Genomic DNA, 20,241 nt, shown 5'->3' with positions numbered 1-20,241 from the left:
TTAAACTTTAAACGTCTTCAACGTTTTTTTGATTTCATTATTTATTATTTCGGCAAAGTCTTCTACTGGCATAGTACCAATATCGCCTTCCCTTCTCTTTCGTACAGAAACCGTACCATCTTGTTCTTCCTGTTCCCCTATAATCAACATATATGGGAATTTGTTCATTTCGGCTTCCCTTATTTTCTTCCCAATGGTTTCATTTCGGTTATCTGCCAAAGCGCGAATTTCGTTATTTTCCAGCAAAGTTAAAACTTTTTGGGCGTATTTTTCATATTTCTCACTGATTGAGAGCACCATAGCCTGCTCGGGCATCAACCATAATGGAAAGTTACCGGCTGTATGTTCCAATAATATAGCGATAAAACGTTCCATACTTCCAAATGGCGCACGGTGAATCATTACCGGGCGGTGTGTCTCATTGTCACTTCCTTTATAGCTAAGTTTAAATCTTTCTGGCAGGTTGTAGTCTACCTGAATGGTGCCAAGTTGCCAGCTTCTGCCAAGTGCATCTTTCACCATAAAGTCTAATTTAGGCCCATAAAATGCGGCTTCCCCGGTTTCAACAACATAATTTAGACCTTTTTCCTTAGCTGCGTTAATAATGGCAGTTTCGGCTTTTTCCCAAACATCATCAGATCCTATATATTTTTCTTTATTCTCCGGATCTCTTAGAGAAACCTGTGCGGTGAAGTTTTCAAAACCTAAAGAATCGAATACATATAAGGTAAGGTCTATTACTTTTTTAAATTCTTCATCTAATTGATCTGGAGTACAAAAAATATGTGCATCATCCTGGGTAAATCCTCTAACACGGGTCAATCCGTGTAATTCTCCACTTTGTTCGTAACGATAAACGGTACCAAATTCAGCAAAACGTTTTGGAAGGTCGCGATAACTCCAGGAAGTAGCATTGTAAATTTCGCAGTGATGCGGGCAGTTCATAGGTTTCAATAAAAATTCCTCACCTTCATTTGGAGTGTGAATTGGCTGAAAACTGTCTTCGCCGTATTTAGCATAATGCCCTGAAGTTACATAAAGTTCTTTTTGACCAATATGCGGACTTACCACCATCTCATAACCTGCCTTTTTCTGTGCCTTTTTTAAGAAATCTTCGAGTCGTTCTCGTAAAGCCGCTCCTTTTGGTAACCATAATGGAAGTCCCTGTCCAACTTTTTGAGAAAAGGTGAATAACTCAAGTTCTTTTCCAAGCTTACGGTGATCTCTTTTTTTAGCTTCTTCAAGCAGTTCTAAGTATTCTTTTAATTCTTTTTGCTTCGGAAATGAAATTCCATAAACGCGAGTTAACTGAGGATTGTTTTCATCACCGCGCCAGTAAGCTCCGGCAACACTCATTAACTTTACCGCTTTAATAAAGCCGGTATTTGGGATGTGCCCTCCGCGGCAAAGATCTGTAAAGTTGTCGTGATCGCAGAAAGTGATCTCACCATCTTCCAGGTTTTCTATTAATTCAACTTTAAACTGATTATTTTGTTCCTTATAATAGGACAGCGCATCAGCTTTTGAAACTTCTCGAAGTTTGAAATCATGTTTTTCGCGAGCAATTTGAAGCATTCGTTCTTCGATCTTCTTAAAATCGTTTTCAGAAATCTTGTGCTCGCCAAAATCTACATCATAATAGAATCCATTTTCAATGGCCGGTCCAATAGTTAATTTAGAACCGGGATACATTTCTTCTATCGCCTGGGCCATCACGTGAGAGGTAGAATGCCAAAAGGCTTTTTTGCCTTCGTCGTCTTTCCAGGTAAATAAGGTTAAACTGCCATCTGTAGTTAATGGCGTAGAAACTTCTACTATATTATTGTTGAATTTTGCTGAAATTACGTTTCGGGCCAGTCCAGAGCTAATACTATTAGCAACATCCATTGGAGTGGCGCCTTTTTCAAATTCTTTTATACTGCCATCGGGCAAGCTTACCTTAATCATGTATATGTAGTTTTAATGAGCGCAAAGATAATAGGTTGATTTTGTCTGCGCAATATACTTATATATAAAGGAGGATATTTATTGCTGAAATATAGAAAAGAAGTAGTTTTTCTTTATGCTGAAACATTAACTTTTGTCTCCCCAATATTTCTTTAAATTTTTTTATCTTACAAGTTCCTTTTATTGAGAAGATTAGGGATTAGTTTTAAGTTTTCTTTAAAAAAAAGTTATTTGCGGCTTGCGGGGGAAGAAAACAGCAGTATATTTGCACCCGCTTTGAGACACAACGAGGGTTGCGAAGTAAAGTGGAAAGTTCATTACATATTGGGATACGGTGATTTTTTAAGGAAATAAAGCTTAAAAAAATAAAAGTAAAAAAAACTTATTTTTTTACTTGCCAGAATCAAAAGAGGGTGTATATTTGCAGCCGCAAAAACAGCGAAGGTTTTTAATAGAAACGGGAGTTGTTTTGAAGTTCTTTTGAGAATGGAAAGCTTTAAAAAAAAGTCAAAAATTTTTCTAAAAAAGATTTGGCGGATAAAGAAAAAGCATTGTATATTTGCAGCCGCTTACGGCGCAACTGAGTTCCCAAAAATACTGAAAAGAAATCCCGGGTGGGTAAGTAAAACAAGAGGTTCGAGTCCTTTAATTTCGGCAAGAATATCCCGAGTAAACTTGGGGAAGTTCATTGATTTATTGAATTGACAGCGCGTACATTTTTCGAGAGAAGAATGATACAAATAATTTAGAATTAAGACTAGATAAGTCATCTTTGAGTACAGACAATTGATTGTTGTAATTATATTTAAGAAGCAACGATGAAGAGTTTGATCCTGGCTCAGGATGAACGCTAGCGGCAGGCCTAACACATGCAAGTCGAGGGGTAACATAGGAAAGCTTGCTTTTCTGATGACGACCGGCGCACGGGTGCGTAACGCGTATACAACCTACCTTTTAGCGGGGAATAGCCCAGGGAAACTTGGATTAATGCCTCATAGTATATAAACTTCTCCTGAAGTTTATATTAAACATTTATGGCTATTAGATGGGTATGCGTCCTATTAGTTAGTTGGTAAGGTAACGGCTTACCAAGGCAGCGATAGGTAGGGGTCCTGAGAGGGAGATCCCCCACACTGGTACTGAGACACGGACCAGACTCCTACGGGAGGCAGCAGTGAGGAATATTGGACAATGGGCGAGAGCCTGATCCAGCCATGCCGCGTGCAGGAAGACTGCCCTATGGGTTGTAAACTGCTTTTACAGAGGAAGAACCACCCCCACGTGTGGGGGTTTGACGGTACTCTGCGAATAAGGATCGGCTAACTCCGTGCCAGCAGCCGCGGTAATACGGAGGATCCAAGCGTTATCCGGAATCATTGGGTTTAAAGGGTCCGTAGGCGGGCAGTTAAGTCAGTGGTGAAAGTCTTCCGCTCAACGGGAGAACTGCCATTGATACTGATTGTCTTGAGTTATTATGAAGTGGTTAGAATGAGTAGTGTAGCGGTGAAATGCATAGATATTACTCAGAATACCGATTGCGAAGGCAGATCACTAATAATATACTGACGCTGATGGACGAAAGCGTAGGTAGCGAACAGGATTAGATACCCTGGTAGTCTACGCCGTAAACGATGGTTACTAGCTGTTCGGCCCAATTGAGGGCTGAGTGGTTAAGCGAAAGTGATAAGTAACCCACCTGGGGAGTACGTTCGCAAGAATGAAACTCAAAGGAATTGACGGGGGCCCGCACAAGCGGTGGAGCATGTGGTTTAATTCGATGATACGCGAGGAACCTTACCAGGGCTTAAATGTAGTCTGACAGGTCTGGAAACAGACTTTTCTTCGGACAGATTACAAGGTGCTGCATGGTTGTCGTCAGCTCGTGCCGTGAGGTGTCAGGTTAAGTCCTATAACGAGCGCAACCCCTGTGGTTAGTTGCCAGCGAGTAATGTCGGGAACTCTAGCCAGACTGCCGGTGCAAACCGCGAGGAAGGTGGGGATGACGTCAAATCATCACGGCCCTTACGTCCTGGGCCACACACGTGCTACAATGGTAGGGACAGAGAGCAGCCACTTCGCGAGAAGGAGCGAATCTACAAACCCTATCACAGTTCGGATCGCAGTCTGCAACTCGACTGCGTGAAGCTGGAATCGCTAGTAATCGCATATCAGCCATGATGCGGTGAATACGTTCCCGGGCCTTGTACACACCGCCCGTCAAGCCATGGAAGCCGGGGGTACCTGAAGTCGGTCACCGCAAGGAGCCGCCTAGGGTAAAACTGGTAACTGGGGCTAAGTCGTAACAAGGTAGCCGTACCGGAAGGTGCGGCTGGAACACCTCCTTTCTAGAGCAACGCCTTTTAAGGCAATGCGCAATAATCAAAAGGGAAGTGCTTAAAGATCTTTTTTGGTCTTGATTCTATAGCTGTCGATTTAATATTTAAAGAATAAAGGACAGTCTCATAGCTCAGCTGGTTAGAGCGCTACACTGATAATGTAGAGGTCGGCAGTTCGAGTCTGCCTGAGACTACGACGCGCTAAAGCGCAGTTTAAAGTTAAAGGTGAATAGTTCAAAGTTATTTGAATTTGAGACAAGTATGTTCATTACAAATTGAAAGGAAATTTTAGAGGTTGAGTAGCCGTTATAAGTACTGTTAACTAATAACTGGTTAACTGGCAACTAAAAGACGGGGGATTAGCTCAGCTGGCTAGAGCGCCTGCCTTGCACGCAGGAGGTCATCGGTTCGACTCCGATATTCTCCACTGTAACAGTAAGATTGCTGTTAAGTTCATTACATTTTGAAGAGATTTTGCACATTAAGGGTGCTAGAGCGTCCCGATTTCACATCGGGAAGGTCATCGGTTCGACTCCGATATTCTCCACGATTCCTTGAGATTTAAGGGAGATAGGTAATTTAAACAATCAGGAAATGCGTTTTGCATATTCGTTTGGTTACCATCGAGCTTAGGTTGCTAGAGAGGAAAAAAGTTCATTGACATATTGAGAAACAAAGAATACGAGAAAACTACAGTTATAGAAGTTAAATTTTATAACGAGGTAAATTAAATTAATAGAATACATTGTGATTAAGGTCACGAGAAATTCGAGCATAAGCAAGAAGCATACAAGCTAGATAAGGGCGTATGGGGAATGCCTAGGCTCTCAGAGGCGAAGAAGGACGTGATAAGCTGCGAAAAGCTGCGGGGATTGGCACATACAAGTTGATCCGCAGATATCCGAATGGGGCAACCCACTTAACTGAAGGTTAAGTATCCGCAAGGAGGCAAACCCGGAGAACTGAAACATCTAAGTACCCGGAGGAAGAGAAAACAATAGTGATTGCGCTAGTAGCGGCGAGCGAACGCGCATTAGCCCAAACCATAAGGTTTACGGACCTTATGGGGTTGTAGGACCACAACATTTGTTGCAAACAGAATTAGAACAGGTTGGAAAGCCTGGCCATAGACGGTGACAGCCCGGTATAGGTAAAGAATGTAACGATAGTGGTATCCTGAGTAGTGCGGGGCACGAGAAACCCTGTATGAATCCGGCGGGACCATCCGCCAAGGCTAAATACTCCTGAGAGACCGATAGTGAACCAGTACCGTGAGGGAAAGGTGAAAAGAACCCTGAACAAGGGAGTGAAATAGATCCTGAAACCATACGCTTACAAGCGGTCGGAGCCCTTTGGGGTGACGGCGTGCCTTTTGCATAATGAGCCTACGAGTTACCGTTTCCAGCAAGGTTAAGCAGTTCAGCTGTGGAGCCGTAGCGAAAGCGAGTCTTAATAGGGCGGTTTAAGTTGGTAATGGTAGACGCGAAACCGTGTGATCTACCCTTGGGCAGGTTGAAGCTGTGGTAACACATAGTGGAGGACCGAACCCGTTGACGTTGAAAAGTCTTGGGATGACCTGAGGGTAGGGGTGAAAGGCCAATCAAACTCGGAAATAGCTCGTACTCCCCGAAATGCATTTAGGTGCAGCGGTATAATAGTTTTATAGAGGTAGAGCTACTGATTGGATGCGGGGGCTTCACCGCCTACCAATTCCTGACAAACTCCGAATGCTATAAAATGTTTTATATCAGTGAGGGCATGGGTGCTAAGGTCCGTGTCCGAGAGGGAAAGAACCCAGACCATCAGCTAAGGTCCCAAAATATATGTTAAGTTGAAGAAACGCGGTTGGACTGCCCAGACAGCTAGGATGTTGGCTTGGAAGCAGCCATTCATTTAAAGAGTGCGTAACAGCTCACTAGTCGAGCGGTCCGGCATGGATAATAATCGGGCATAAACATATTACCGAAGCTATGGATTTCATATTTAGATATGGAGTGGTAGGGGAGCATTGTAACAGAGATGAAGGTGTACTGCGAGGTATGCTGGATTGGTTACAAAAGAAAATGTAGGCATAAGTAACGATAATGCAGGCGAGAAACCTGCACACCGAAAGACTAAGGTTTCCCCAGCTATGCTAATCAGCTGGGGGTTAGTCGGGACCTAAGGCGAACCCGAAAGGGGTAGTCGATGGACAACAGATTAATATTTCTGTACTTGCCCCACGTTAAAGCGGACGGAGGCGAAAAGTTGGTGCGTGCTGACGGAATAGCACGTTGAAGGGAGTGGTAACACCCCGATAGTACACAAAAGCTTCGGCCGGCGTGATAATCCAGCGGATCGACTTCCAAGAAAAGCGAGTGGAGGCAACCCGTACCATAAACCGACACAGGTAGTTGGGATGAGAATTCTAAGGTGCTCGAGAGATTCATGGCTAAGGAACTAGGCAAAATGGGCCCGTAACTTCGGGAGAAGGGTCGCCCCGCTTCGGCGGGGCCGCAGTGAAGAGGTCCAGGCGACTGTTTATCAAAAACACAGGGCTCTGCTAAATCGAAAGATGATGTATAGGGCCTGACACCTGCCCGGTGCTGGAAGGTTAAGAGGAGATGTTAGCTTCGGCGAAGCATTGAATTGAAGCCCCAGTAAACGGCGGCCGTAACTATAACGGTCCTAAGGTAGCGAAATTCCTTGTCGGGTAAGTTCCGACCTGCACGAATGGTGCAACGATCTGGACACTGTCTCAGCCATGAGCTCGGTGAAATTGTAGTATCGGTGAAGATGCCGATTACCCGCTACGGGACGAAAAGACCCCGTGCACCTTTACTATAGCTTAGTATTGACTTTGGACAAGTGATGTGTAGGATAGGTGGGAGACTTTGAAGCGCCGTCGCCAGGCGGTGTGGAGTCATTGTTGAAATACCACCCTTTACTTGTTCGGAGCCTAACCTCATTATTGAGGGACAGTGCTTGGTGGGTAGTTTGACTGGGGTGGTCGCCTCCAAAAGAGTAACGGAGGCTTCTAAAGGTTCCCTCAGCACGCTTGGTAACCGTGCGTAGAGTGCAATGGCAAAAGGGAGCTTGACTGAGAGACATACAGGTCGATCAGGTACGAAAGTAGAGCATAGTGATCCGGTGACACCGCATGGAAGGGTCATCGCTCAAAGGATAAAAGGTACGCCGGGGATAACAGGCTGATCTCCCCCAAGAGCTCACATCGACGGGGGGGTTTGGCACCTCGATGTCGGCTCGTCACATCCTGGGGCTGGAGAAGGTCCCAAGGGTTGGGCTGTTCGCCCATTAAAGTGGCACGCGAGCTGGGTTCAGAACGTCGTGAGACAGTTCGGTCTCTATCTGTAGTGGGCGTTAGAAATTTGAGTGGACCTGATCCTAGTACGAGAGGACCGGATTGGACCAACCTCTGGTGCACCAGTTGTTCCGCCAGGAGCATTGCTGGGTAGCTACGTTGGGAAGGGATAAGCGCTGAAAGCATATAAGCGCGAAACCCACCACAAGATGAGATTTCTTTAAAGGACCGTGGGAGACGACCACGTTGATAGGCCACAGGTGTAAAGGCAGCAATGTCATAGCCGAGTGGTACTAATAATCCGTAAAGCTTGATGCGATTCCCACGCCTTGCAAGAGGTGTGGGGACTTGAATGCTTTATCTTGAAGTTCTTCTATATTCTTTGTTTCTTAAATATGTCAACTTATTAGGAGTTGGATAGGACGTTTAAAGACGTGTTATACCAAACTCAAAGACTTAAGGTGGTTATGGCAACGGGGCTCACCTCTTCCCATTCCGAACAGAGAAGTTAAGCCCGTTAGCGCAGATGGTACTGCTATTTGTGGGAGAGTATGTCACCGCCTTTCTTTTAAGACCCTTGCATTAAGTTGTAAGGGTCTTTTTTTTTTGCATAATCTTGTGTGAGGTCCCGCTGCGTAGCGGGATTAATTCCCACAGCTTTTCATACTGCGTGCAAGCACTTGTATTCAAAGGTGGTCATTTAATATGTCACCGCCTTTCTTTGAAACCCTTCATCATTTATTTGGTGAAGGGTTTTTTTATATCCGAAAGTCAGAGATACTCTATTCTATACTTCAGGGAAGTTCTTATAGAAGATGGACTCAACTATTAAAACAATCAAGAGTTTATAAGGCCTACGTTGGCTTAAAAAATTATTTTAAATTATTATCTGAAATATTCTTCACATAATAATCAAAGACTTTGTCTATGGAGATTGTAACTTTTTTGCGTCTAACTAAATTATCAGACTATTTGGGAGTGTAATATTTTTTCAGTAATAATATATATGGTATTTTATTCTACTCTCAGAGAAGATGAAATAGAAGATGAAATAGAAGAAGGAAATAGGATTTAATCAAATACAGCCTTTACTACGGTCATAATTCCTTTAAATAATAATAATATAGCCGCAATTAAAGCTATTATTCCCACGATTAAAACAGGGATATAATAAGGATGATCCTGGTTATTAAATGCCGTAAAGAGTACGGAAGGTCCTATTAATATTAATGGCAGGGCAAAAGCCAGGTATTTAATTCCTTTTCCTAATATTTCTTTATTGGTGTGTTTCATACTGTACAATATAGGTAGTTGAATCTGCTTCTGAAAGTCTAAAATAACCAAAAGGATAGTTTTTTGGATTGGTTTCATTGATAATATTTCCATTTACCGTAGCAGGTTGAGACTGGAAAGGTCCGCCGCCGTTATCACCACCCTGAGACCTAAGTATAAATAAATAATTGTAGAAAGCTTCTGAAATTCCTTCCATAGTTACAAATACTTCATCACCGGCAGCTAAATCCTCGTCAGAATAAGTAGCTGAAACCTGATTGCCGTCGGTAAATTCATCTTCGTAAATCTCTAAAGAAAGTTTTGAAATAGAAAAGTCCCTAAAGGTAAAAAGATAGAAATTCTCTTCTCCTTCTGGATCAGTGAAAAAAGGTTCGATTTCCAAATCTTCTCTTGTAAAACCACCTTCATCATTTTGTTCAATAAAATCTATACCGGGAACAGAAACAAAACTCGAGCTTGCAGTATATATTTCATCCTGGTAATTTATTTCTAAGCTATAATTTTCTTCGAACCTGGGGTTGAAATTATTATTGGTATAAACTCCCTGCTCCTGGTGTTCGAAAATAAACTCTTCTCCGTTATCTACTTCAATGCTAATTTGTGCATCAATTACAGGCTCAATTTCGTCTTCATAGAAACCTGTAGTTTTTGATAAAGTAATTCTCTGTTCGTTACCTTCAGTATTCAAATACCAAATTATAGAGGCATCTATAACTAGCCTGGGCTCGCTTTCTTCCAGGTCCAAATCAATAACTTCCTCACAAGAAATTAAGCTAATAGCAAGAAAGAATATGAATAAATTGGTTGATTTTTTCATCTTAAAATTTAAAATTATAAGTCACAGATGGTATTATTCCGAATAGGCTTAATTTTGCAGCCTCATTGCGCCCGGTGTCATCATTCTCTCTAAAGCTTATTGAATTCGCGTTTTTTCTATTATATACGTTATAAATACCAAAATTCCAGGATGATTGCAACCCATTTTGTTTATTCGGTTTGGGGATGTAGGTTGCTGAAATGTCTAATCTATGATAAGCCGGTAATCTATTGCTATTTCTATCGCCATAAACCGGAACGTTTATTCCGTTAAAATTATATTGACCGGTAGGATAAGTGACCGGTAAACCGGTTTGAAAAGCAAAATTTGCACTAAAATCCCACTTCTTATTATAATCATAAGTGGTTGTAAAACTTATGTCGTGTGTTTTATCATAATTTGTAGCGTACCATTTTCCATTATTTATACCACTTTCATTGGGTGTTCTGCCCGGAGTTTGTTGTTTAGATTTAGATAAAGTATACGCCAACCACCCGGTTAGACGACCTTCATTCTTTTTAGCTAAAATTTCCAAGCCATAAGCCCTTGATTTCCCGTTTAAGATAATAGTTTCAATGTTGTTGTTCGCAATAAGATTAGCTCCGTTCACATAGTCTATTCGATTCTGAATATCTTTATAAAAGGCTTCTGATTCTAAAGTATATTTTCCTTCCTGAAATTTACGAAAATATCCTAAAGCATATTGATCCAGAATTTGTGGCTTAATAAATGGGCCGCTTGGTGCCCAAACATCAAGTGGAGTAGGGGAACTGGTATTAGAAATTAAATGAAGATATTGAGCCATTCTATTATAGCTGGCTTTTATAGATTGATTATCGGTAAAACTATAAGCTAATGCAAGTCTCGGTTCCAGGTTAGAATAGGTCTTAATTACTTCAGACCTTGAATATGATTCCTGACCTACAGGTTCGGCTTCCTCATAAATATCAAGGCTGGAATTATAGATTATTGGATTATTATTTTCGTATACATTGAAGCTATCTTGCCCAAGCCTAAAGAAATTGCTGAATCGTATTCCATATTCTGCGGAAAAACGATTAGATATCGTATGTTCCACAGAAAAGTAAGTTGCATTTTCAAAAGCGTATTTATTGGTAAGCTTAAAATAATTTATACCAGAATTTTCATCTATTGGTTCAATCTCTCCCGGGTTAAATTCATAGTAAGTATTATGAATCCCGTATTCCAATTGGAAGGTATTATTTAGATAATGGTTAAAGTCGTATTTAATGTTCAGGTTTTTAATACCGCTATCCCAGTTGAATCCTACAAAATCAAGCGTAAGTCCGTAATAGTAATCGCTATAAATAAGCGATAGATTAGTGAAAATATCATCGGAAACTAAGTGATTCCATCTAAGGTTAAAAACTGAATTGCCGTAAGTATTTATAAAATTCTGGTTAATGTCAAAAACATCACGACCAAAATATCCTGAAAACAATAGTTTATTCTCATCATTCAGGGAATAGGTCAGTTTTGTATTGAGATCATAGAAGTAGGCTAAGTTTGGATTATCGGCTAACTTTAGAAATAAGTGAGCATAAGAACTTCGGCCTCCTACAAGAAAAGAACCTTTATCTTTTACAATAGGGCCTTCGGCAAGTAATCGGCTGGAAATAGCGCCAATTCCGCCCTGGGCTTCAAATTCTTTACTATTGCCATCCCTCTGATAAATATCTAACACCGATGAAACCCTGCCCCCGTATTTAGCTGGAATTCCGCCTTTGTAAAGTTTTAGATCTTTAATTGCATCGGGATTAAAAACCGAAAAGAAACCAAAGAGGTGGGAAGAATTAAAAATAGTAGCTTCATCAAGTAAAATAAGATTTTGATCTACAGCTCCACCACGAACATTAAATCCTGAAGCGCCTTCCCCAGCATTAGAAACACCAGGCAATAATAGGAGTGATTTTATAATATCTACCTCCCCAAAAACAACCGGCAGTTTTTGAATGGTATTTATAGAAAGTTTATTGACGCTCATTTCAGGACTCTTAATGTTGAAACTTTCGTTATTAGATTGTATAACTACTTCGTCTAAACTCTCTGAACTTTCAGTAAGTGCTGTATTAAAGGTAGTATCTCCATTTATGGTAATTCTTTCTCTAAGGCTTTGAAAACCCAGGTACGAGATTTCTACGGTATATGTGCCTTCAGGTAATTTGATGGAATAGAAACCATATTCGTTGGTCACCACGCCTTTATTTTCTTCAGGGATTATAATATTGACCCCTATTAGGGTTTCATTACTGGAGGCATTGGTAATAGTTCCTTTTAAAGAGTAAGTTTCTTGTGCGTTTACACCTAAACTGATAAAGAGGAAAACTAATATAAGGGAAAAAGGAAGAGAGAATTTCAATTTTTTAAGTAAATATAGTGTAGAAGCTTATTATTTAAAAGCTTAATGCAATTATTAAGAATTGTTGAAGTAAAATTAATTCAAAAAAGTAAAGCCGGAAAATATTTCCCGGCTTTACTCGATAATCGAGATCAAATGCTTCAAGGCTTACGTCGAAATCAATTTGTATTTTCCAACAATAATGTTTCGTAAGCTTGCTAGAAAGTTGTTTATCTATAATTTATTTAGAACTTAATTATCCTAAAATATCATTCAAAAGTTTACTAGGTCTCATAGCCTTAGAAGTAAGATCTTCTTCAGGTTTATAATAACCACCAATATTTACTGAAGATCCCTGAGCATCTATTAGCTCTTTATTGATTTGCTCTTCATTTTCTTCTAATTTAGAAGCAATATTTTTGAAATGCTCTTTTAAATCAGCGTCTTTATCCTGGGCTGCTAAAGCTTGTGCCCAATATAGAGCGAGGTAAAAATGACTACCACGGTTATCCAGTTCATTCACTTTTCTGGATGGAGATTTACTATTCTCCAAAAATTTATTGGTGGCGTCATCTAAAGCTTCAGAAAGTACAAGGGCTTTCTTATTTTCATATTTTTCACCTAGATGTTCCAGGGAAGCCGCTAGTGCAAGAAATTCTCCCAAAGAATCCCAACGCAAGTGGCCTTCCTTAAGAAACTGTTGTACGTGTTTAGGAGCAGAACCTCCAGCTCCGGTTTCAAATAAACCACCACCGTTCATTAGAGGAACAATAGAAAGCATTTTTGCACTGGTTCCTACTTCTAATATTGGGAAAAGGTCGGTTAAATAATCTCTTAGAACATTTCCTGTAACAGAGATCGTATCTTTTCCGGCTTTTACTCGTTCTAAAGTGTATTTAGTAGCTTCAGCAACCGACATTATTTTGATATCTACACCTTCTGTATCGTAATCTGGGAGATATTGATTTACTTTCTTAATAAGTTCTGCATCGTGAGCACGGTTTTCGTCTAACCAGAAAATAGCTGGCCATCCGGTTGCTTTTGCTCTGTTAACCGCTAGTTTGATCCAATCTTGAATTGGAGCATCTTTAACCTGGCACATTCTCCAAATATCACCCTCTTCAACTTCGTGTTCCGTTAAAGTTTTTCCACTTTTATCAATTACACGAACAGTTCCGGCAGCTGGAATTTCAAAAGTTTTATCGTGAGAACCATATTCTTCAGCTTTTTGAGCCATTAGACCTACGTTTGGAACAGTTCCCATAGTAGTAGGATCAAAAGCACCGTGTTCCTGGCAGAATTCAATAGTCTTCTGGTACAGTGGCGCATAACTACTATCTGGAATTACCGCTTTGGCATCCTGAGTTTTGTCATCTTTATTCCACATTTGGCCTGAAGTTCTAATCATTGCCGGCATAGAAGCATCAATAATTACATCACTTGGTACGTGAAGGTTGGTAATTCCTTTATCAGAATTCACCATGGCTATATCTGGTCCCTGTTCAAGATCAGCTTTAATTTTAGATTCTATTTCTGCTTTTTTATCGGCAGGAAGTTTCTCTATAGCATTTAAGACATCTCCCAGGCCGCTGTTTGGATCTCCACCGGCATTTTTAATATCTTCCCCGTATTCATTGAAAACGTCTTCAAAAAATACTTTCACGGCGTGGCCAAAAATAATGGGGTCAGAAACCTTCATCATCGTAGCTTTCATATGCAGTGAAAACAGCACACCTTTCTCTTTGGCATCTTTTACCTGTTCTCTAAGAAACTTTAAAAGGGCATTTTTGCTCATTAGACTCGCATCAATAACTTCTCCTTTAAGTAGGTGCAAGTTATCTTTAAGCACTTTTTTATCACCGCTTTTAGAGGTGAATTCGATTTTCACATCGGTTTCTTCGTTAAGAGTAAGAGATTTTTCATTGGCTTTAAAATCTCCGCCCTCCATAGTCGCTACGTGAGATTTGGAGTCTGAGCTCCATTTACCCATAGAATGCGGATGTTTTTTAGCGAAATTCTTTACTGCTTTTGGTGCTCTTCTGTCTGAATTTCCTTCTCTAAGTACAGGATTTACAGCACTACCTTTTACTTTATCGTAAGTAGCCTGGATTTTCTTTTCCTCATCGTTAGAAGGTTCATCTGGATAATTGGGTAGTTTATAACCTTTTTCCTGAAGTTCTTTAATTGCCGCTTTTAGCTGCGGAATAGAGGCACTAATATTTGGTAGCTTAATAATGTTAGCTTCAGGTTTCTTGGCTAATTCCCCAAGTTCAGCTAAATCATCGCTTACTTTTTGATCTTCTGAAAGGTATTGTGGAAACTGAGATAAAATTCTTCCTGCAAGGGATATGTCTCGTGTTTCCATCGCAACGTTTGCCGCTTTTGTGTAAGACTCAACAATAGGGTAAAAAGAATAAGTTGCTAAAGCCGGGGCTTCATCTGTTTTTGTATAAATGATCTTTCCAATCTGTGTCATTTTGTAATTTTTATAGCTGATTAATTATGAATAGTCTAAACTCAATGAACGCCCAATAGCTATTGGGCGTTCGAGCTCTGCGCAATATAATATTTTTCAAGCTTTTATCATAGCTGAAGCAACATGAAAGCCTGTTAATTATTATTTAAAAGGCACAAAAAAAAGCCATTTCATCTTATTAGCTAAAATGAAATGGCTTCAACTGAAATAATACGTGCTCACTGAATTTTCGAAATTCTTTAAGGGAAAAATCCCGGTGTGTATTATTTCAATGACTCAAAAATAAAAACTTAGTAAAGTTAGATTTTTGAATCTAAAGGTTTTTATCCTTCAAACTTCTTTTGACCTGGCAAAAATGAGCGTTATATAGAAGATAAAAACCGTATGTAAAGCGTTTTAAGCTCTACTCAGAATCTGCTGTTTAAGAAATCCTTTTGTCATTCTTTATTCAACTAATTCCTATACTAAATATACAACCAAAAATAAGTTTTCGCAAGAAATTTAACGTTTTGTTAGGCAGAGATTTATAGCTTTATTTTCTTATAAATTAGGCATAAAAAAAGCCCCGAATTTTCGGGGCTTTCTATAAATTTAATAAGATGTAATTTATCTTTTAGCTTCCTTAATACGGGCTTTTTTCCCGGTAAGTTCTCTAAAGTAATAAATACGAGCTCTTCTTACTTTTCCTCGTTTGTTCAATTCAATTTTTTGAATTGCAGGAAGGTTTAAAGGAAAAATTCTTTCTACACCTACAGTACCACTCATTTTTCTAATGGTAAATGTTTGTGAAGCACCGCTTCCTCTTTTCTGAATTACTACCCCTTTAAAAAACTGGGTACGGGTTTTTTGACCCTCTTTAATTTCGTAATACACAGTAATAGTATCACCTGCAGAAAATTGAGGTAAATCTTTTCTTTCAACGAATTCGTCTTGTACGTACTTAATTAACGATTCCATAATTGCTTATTTAATGTAAAATCCAAAACAACATACACGGACCTCGCCAGAGGTTATTTTAGAACGAGTGCAAAAGTATTAATTTTAATTTATAATGCAATTGAGAAATTGTAATTATTTTTCTGTTTCATCCAAAAGATCAGGCCTTAAGCGCTTTGTTCTTTCCCAGGCTTTTTCTTCTCTCCAGGCTTCTATCTTCGGAAAATTACCTGAGGTTAATATTTCGGGAACTTTCCATCCTTTGTATTCCGCAGGTCTTGTGTAAACCGGAGGAGCGAGTAAATTGTCCTGGAAAGAATCTGTTAACGCTGAAGTTTCATTGCCTAAAACACCGGGAATTAACCTAATGATAGCATCACAAACCACAGCAGCACCTAGTTCTCCACCAGAAAGAACATAATCACCAATAGAAATTTCTTTAGTAATAAAGTGATCGCGTACTCTTTGATCTACTCCTTTATAATGTCCGCAGAGAATAATGATATTTTCCTTAAGGGAAAGTGCATTCGCCGTTTTCTGGTTAAAACGTTCGCCATCGGGACTCATATAGATTACTTCATCATAATCCCGCTGACTTTTAAGGTCTGAGATACACTTATCTATAGGTTCTACCATCATCACCATGCCAGCACCTCCACCAAATTGATAATCATCAATTTGTTTGTAATTATCGGTTACATAATCTCTTAAATTATGCAGGTGAATTTCTACGTGGCCGTTTTCTATAGCCCTTTTTAGAATGGAAGCATCAAAAGGGCTTTTAAGTAAATCTGGAACTACGGTAATTATATCTATGCGCATATTTTCTAATAAAATGCAAAGATGCTAATTAAAATTTAAGCTGAAGAAGAATTATTCTTTGGCTTTGTTCTTCTCATCCTGAAGCATACGGCCTAGGCGTTGTTCCTTCTCCAGGGCTTTAGCGCGGTAGGCGTCAAACTCTTTTTCGGTTTCGTTTAATCTGTGCCTTGCTTCTTTAGTGGTGGCGTTAGAGTTTTTAAACTTATAAATAAAGAAAAGAAGCGCCAGAATTAAAACACCAACTATTCCCCACATCATTGCCATGTAACTTCCTTTGCTAAAAGGCATTCCAAGGAATTTTATGGCATCTTTTTCTTCGTTTACACGTTTAAGATCTTCCTGGGTTTCCGCTAATTGATTTTCGAGATTTTCTATTTCCTCGTTCTGGCTGGCAATAGTGCTTTGTTCTTCCTGAAGCTCGTTCTTTAAATCCTGTACGTGGCGTTTGGTATTGTCCCGCAATTCAATTAAAGCATCATAATCTACTACTTTGTAGCCCTGGTAATTATTTGAAGATTCGATAAGGTTGTCAAATTCATCTTCAATAAAATTAGAGGTAGCTAATGAGTCTTGAGCGGTTAAAACATTAACTGAAAATATTAAAAGTAAACTTGAAAAAATAATGGTACGCATCATTTGGGGTTTTTCTGGTTGAGAATTTATATGCTTGAACGCCTGCTTTTTCTACTTATTGTAATGGCCTTCACTATTTTAAAATTAATTTGCTAAATTCCTTTAAATTAATAATTTGAGCGCGCAAATGTAAAGTATTTCAAATAAAAAACCCACCATAATTAGGTGGGTTTTTTATAAAATATCTAGGTGCAGGTCTCGAGAGGCATTGTGCAAAAAGATAGCTTGATTTCAAGACATCCCAATGCTTCGAGACGGAGCAATTAATCTCGATTATCGAGTAAAGTTTTCATGTTCTAATAATAAGTGAACCTTCTTACTTTCGCGATATATTTTGCCAACCTTATTAATTGGTGACTATAGCCGTATTCGTTATCATACCAGATGTAAAGAATAACGTTCTTGCCATCTTCAGAAACTATGGTGGCTTTACTATCATAAATTGCCGGAGCGTTAGAGCCTACAATATCTGATGAAACCAGCTCATTATCTAAAGAGTATTTAATTTGTTCTACCAGTTCACCTTCCAGGGCGTATTTCTTTAAAATATTATTTATGCCTTCAACAGTGGTTTGACCTTCAATTTCAAGATTTAAAATAGCTAAAGAACCATTGGGAACAGGAACTCTAATGGCGTTAGAGGTTAATTTACCTTCAAAGACAGGTAAAGCTTTGGCTACGGCTTTCCCGGCACCGGTTTCGGTAATCACCATATTAAGCGCAGCTGCACGACCCCGGCGGTATTTGCTGTGCATATTATCTACCAGGTTCTGGTCATTAGTATAGGCGTGAATAGTTTCTAAATGGCCATGAACTACACCCAGAGTATCTTGAACGGCTTTTAAAACAGGGGTGATTGCATTTGTAGTGCAGGAAGCTGCAGAAAATATCGAAATTTTATCAGGATTATGTTCTTTATGATTTACCCCGTGAACAATATTAGGAATCCCTTTCCCCGGAGCAGAAAGTAAAACCTTTGCCGCCCCTTTTGCTTTTAGGTGTCTGCTTAGTGCTTCTTTGTCTCTAAAGGCACCAGTGTTGTCTATAATTAAAGCTTTATTAATTCCGAATTTCGTATAATCGATATCCTCAGGTTTATCAGCCGAAATTATTTTTACCGTGGTGCCGTTAATAATAAGTGCGCTATTGGCTTCGTCTATACTAACAGTTCCTGAAAAATCTCCGTGAACCGAATCATTTTTTAATAAAGAAGCACGTTTTTCCAATACCGTTCTATCTACCGCGCCACGAGTAACTATAGCTCGCAACCTTAACTGACTCCCCTTACCGGTCCTGGCCATAAGTTCCCTGGCTACTAAACGGCCAATTCGTCCAAAACCATAAAGCACAACGTCTTTAGGAACAACCTTATCATATTTTTTTGCATCTTTTAATTTATCAGAAACAAAAGCCATGGCATTAAGATGTCCCTGATCTTCCAGGTGAAATTCGTAAGTTAATTTCCCAATATCCAGTTTTGCAGGTGGGAGATCCATATCCTGGATTGCTTTTGCGATTTCTACCGAATCAAAAATTGAAATTGGTTTTTCTACAAATTCTCCCGCGTATTCGTGTAGGTTAAGAATATCGCTCACATTTCTATTAAGCAATTGATTTCTGAAAAGCACAAGTTCTATTGACTTATCATACCAAAGATCGCTAATTATGTTAATGAATTCTACGGTCGCTTTGCGCCGGTTTGCCTGAAAAGAAAGTTCTTTCTCGTAAACTTTATTAAAGCTCATGTGTGGTTTGTGTTGTTTTAATAATGGCGCAAAAGTATATATTTCAAACGTTTTCGTAAAGAAAATTCTGCATAAAAAAACTCCCTGTTAAAAAGGGAGTTTTTATTAATTTTATTGCTTCATTTTTATCGCCAAACCATACGCTGTTTTTGGCCATTTCTATCTACAATGGTAATAACGATGTCTTCTTTAGGATTCTTACTTCTAAAGATTCGTTCTACATCGCCTACATTAGAAACAGGTTTATTATCTATTGCGGTAATAATGGTTCCTACTAGTTCTTCAGCCGGTAGCTTCGGTGATAAAGTTCTATGAATCTTAACGCCGTTTTCAACATTTAAAGCTTTCAAGTCTTCTTTTGTTACATTAGCAACTTCAATTTTAATAGGGGAAATAACGTAAGTTTCAAATTTGCTAAGTTTTACCCTGGCTTGTTTTTCATTACCTTCTCTTAAAAAAGTTACCAGAACTTCATCCTCTGGTCGCTTAGTGTAGATGTAACCGGTAAGATCAGAGAATTTATTGATGTTTATATCGTCTATTTTTTTGATAATATCACCTTCTTTTAATCCTGCTTTTTCTGCTCCGCTTCCGCTAGTAACTTCGGCTACCAAAACTCCCTGTGAAGTCTTTAGATCTAATTCTTCAATAACGCGTTGAGTAATACTTCCGCCTCTAATTCCCAGAATTCCTTTTTGTACATCACCATATTCCATAATATCTTCTACTATTTTCCTGGTGTTGTTGGAGGGTACTGCGAAAGCATAACCTACATAACTACCGGTTTGAGAAGTGATGGCGGTATTAATTCCTACTAATTCGCCATTGATATTCACCAGGGCGCCCCCGCTATTTCCCGGGTTTATCGCAGCATCAGTTTGAATAAAAGACTGGGGAGTGGCATCATAAGTATTTAAATCTCTCGCCGTGGCACTTATAATTCCTGCGGTAACAGTAGATTTTAAATTAAACGGATTTCCAACCGCCAAAACCCATTCGCCTAGTTTCACATTGTCAGAATCTCCAAAAGGAATATAATCCAAACCTTCAGCATCAATTTTTAATAAAGCGATATCTGAAGTTTCATCTGTACCAATAATTTCAGCCTGGTAGGTTTTATTATTATTCAAAGTGACTTCAACCTCGTTTGCCTCTCTAATCACGTGATTGTTAGTTACAATATATCCATCGGGAGAAATAATAACTCCAGAACCTGCACCCTGAAGTGCTTTTCCGCCACTATTATTTCCATACATTAGGTCTCTCAGGGTTCTTGGGCCTTTAAAAACTGCTACGTTTTTAACGTGAACCACGCCGTTAACGGTGTTTTCTGCAGCTTCAGTAAAATCGGCATTAGTACCGTAAATATTTCCCGAATAATTCGCCGGAATTGCTTCAGCGGCAGTATTGGAAACCGGTGGTAAGCCTGCCGGGATTTCTTCCTCGAAAAATATTTTATAACACCCCAGGGTCAAGGCGCCTCCAAGGATGGAGACGAGAAGTAGTTTTGATAAATTTTTCATTTTGTAAGACGTATTTTTATATAATTCAACTTTAAAATTATACTATTAGTATT

At 39.4% G+C, this 20,241-nt stretch carries 10 protein-coding genes, 2 tRNA genes and 3 rRNA genes; 5 read left to right on the top strand and 10 right to left on the bottom strand.

The features are described 5' to 3' along the window. Complete coding sequence (gene thrS / locus APB85_RS12675; protein WP_057481179.1) at positions 1-1,947, bottom strand: threonine--tRNA ligase; 1,947 nt, start codon at positions 1,945-1,947, stop codon at positions 1-3. Between the two features lie 815 nt (positions 1,948-2,762). Between thrS and APB85_RS12665 the strand changes: the two genes are divergently transcribed. The 5 genes from APB85_RS12665 to rrf all read left to right on the top strand — a co-directional run bounded on the left by APB85_RS12665 (position 2,763) and on the right by rrf (position 8,150). Further along, positions 2,763-4,292 (top strand): 16S ribosomal RNA (locus tag APB85_RS12665). A gap of 111 nt (positions 4,293-4,403) precedes the next feature. Then, positions 4,404-4,477 (top strand) — tRNA-Ile (locus tag APB85_RS12660). A gap of 159 nt (positions 4,478-4,636) precedes the next feature. Next, positions 4,637-4,710, top strand: a tRNA-Ala gene (locus tag APB85_RS12655). Positions 4,711-5,069: 359 nt separating this feature from the next. Next, a 23S ribosomal RNA gene (locus APB85_RS12650) occupies positions 5,070-7,902 on the top strand. A gap of 139 nt (positions 7,903-8,041) precedes the next feature. After that, a 5S ribosomal RNA gene (gene rrf, locus APB85_RS12645) occupies positions 8,042-8,150 on the top strand. Together the 16S, 23S and 5S rRNA genes with 2 tRNA genes alongside form the textbook arrangement of a ribosomal RNA operon. A gap of 505 nt (positions 8,151-8,655) precedes the next feature. Here the strand turns inward: rrf and APB85_RS12640 are convergent. From APB85_RS12640 to APB85_RS12600, 9 genes are all read right to left on the bottom strand, one after another. Continuing rightward, on the bottom strand, positions 8,656-8,877 hold the full coding sequence (locus tag APB85_RS12640) for a DUF6095 family protein (RefSeq protein ID WP_057481361.1): 222 nt from the start codon (positions 8,875-8,877) through the stop codon (positions 8,656-8,658). Then, a complete protein-coding gene (locus APB85_RS12635) occupies positions 8,861-9,694 on the bottom strand; it encodes a DUF4249 domain-containing protein (protein WP_057481362.1) in 834 nt (277 codons plus the stop codon). The genes APB85_RS12640 and APB85_RS12635 overlap by 17 nt, the downstream gene beginning before the upstream one ends. A 1-nt stretch (position 9,695) precedes the next feature. After that, positions 9,696-12,074, bottom strand: a complete 2,379-nt coding sequence (locus APB85_RS12630; RefSeq protein WP_057481363.1) for a TonB-dependent receptor — start codon at positions 12,072-12,074, stop codon at positions 9,696-9,698. 235 nt (positions 12,075-12,309) lie between these two features. After that, a complete protein-coding gene (locus APB85_RS12625; protein ID WP_057481364.1) occupies positions 12,310-14,529 on the bottom strand; it encodes an NADP-dependent isocitrate dehydrogenase in 2,220 nt (739 codons plus the stop codon). Positions 14,530-15,135: 606 nt separating this feature from the next. Beyond that, complete coding sequence (gene rplS / locus APB85_RS12620) at positions 15,136-15,486, bottom strand: 50S ribosomal protein L19 (protein WP_057481365.1); 351 nt, start codon at positions 15,484-15,486, stop codon at positions 15,136-15,138. 114 nt (positions 15,487-15,600) lie between these two features. Further along, on the bottom strand, positions 15,601-16,287 hold the full coding sequence (gene trmD / locus APB85_RS12615) for a tRNA (guanosine(37)-N1)-methyltransferase TrmD (RefSeq protein ID WP_057481366.1): 687 nt from the start codon (positions 16,285-16,287) through the stop codon (positions 15,601-15,603). A 51-nt stretch (positions 16,288-16,338) separates the two neighbouring features. Next, positions 16,339-16,923 (bottom strand): hypothetical protein, encoded by a 585-nt coding sequence (locus APB85_RS12610; protein WP_229792193.1) that lies wholly within the window; start codon positions 16,921-16,923, stop codon positions 16,339-16,341. Between the two features lie 293 nt (positions 16,924-17,216). Beyond that, on the bottom strand, positions 17,217-18,665 hold the full coding sequence (locus tag APB85_RS12605; protein WP_057481367.1) for a glyceraldehyde-3-phosphate dehydrogenase: 1,449 nt from the start codon (positions 18,663-18,665) through the stop codon (positions 17,217-17,219). Positions 18,666-18,790: 125 nt separating this feature from the next. Continuing rightward, positions 18,791-20,188, bottom strand: coding sequence for a trypsin-like peptidase domain-containing protein (locus tag APB85_RS12600; RefSeq protein ID WP_057481368.1), 1,398 nt, complete (start codon positions 20,186-20,188; stop codon positions 18,791-18,793). Positions 20,189-20,241 lie beyond the last annotated feature (53 nt).

This window comes from Salegentibacter mishustinae (assembly GCF_002900095.1).
GTDB classification, from domain to species: domain Bacteria; phylum Bacteroidota; class Bacteroidia; order Flavobacteriales; family Flavobacteriaceae; genus Salegentibacter; species Salegentibacter mishustinae.
Note: the sequence above shows the minus strand (reverse complement) of the source record. Positions and strands in the feature narration are given on the sequence as shown.

Coding starts and splice junctions, on each gene's coding strand:
- thrS (WP_057481179.1), bottom strand. CDS start 1,947: ATGATTAAGGTAAGCTTGCCCGATGGCAGTATAAAAGAATTTGAAAAA.
- APB85_RS12640 (WP_057481361.1), bottom strand. CDS start 8,877: ATGAAACACACCAATAAAGAAATATTAGGAAAAGGAATTAAATACCTG.
- APB85_RS12635 (WP_057481362.1), bottom strand. CDS start 9,694: ATGAAAAAATCAACCAATTTATTCATATTCTTTCTTGCTATTAGCTTA.
- APB85_RS12625 (WP_057481364.1), bottom strand. CDS start 14,529: ATGACACAGATTGGAAAGATCATTTATACAAAAACAGATGAAGCCCCG.
- rplS (WP_057481365.1), bottom strand. CDS start 15,486: ATGGAATCGTTAATTAAGTACGTACAAGACGAATTCGTTGAAAGAAAA.
- trmD (WP_057481366.1), bottom strand. CDS start 16,287: ATGCGCATAGATATAATTACCGTAGTTCCAGATTTACTTAAAAGCCCT.
- APB85_RS12610 (WP_229792193.1), bottom strand. CDS start 16,923: ATGATGCGTACCATTATTTTTTCAAGTTTACTTTTAATATTTTCAGTT.
- APB85_RS12605 (WP_057481367.1), bottom strand. CDS start 18,665: ATGAGCTTTAATAAAGTTTACGAGAAAGAACTTTCTTTTCAGGCAAAC.
- APB85_RS12600 (WP_057481368.1), bottom strand. CDS start 20,188: ATGAAAAATTTATCAAAACTACTTCTCGTCTCCATCCTTGGAGGCGCC.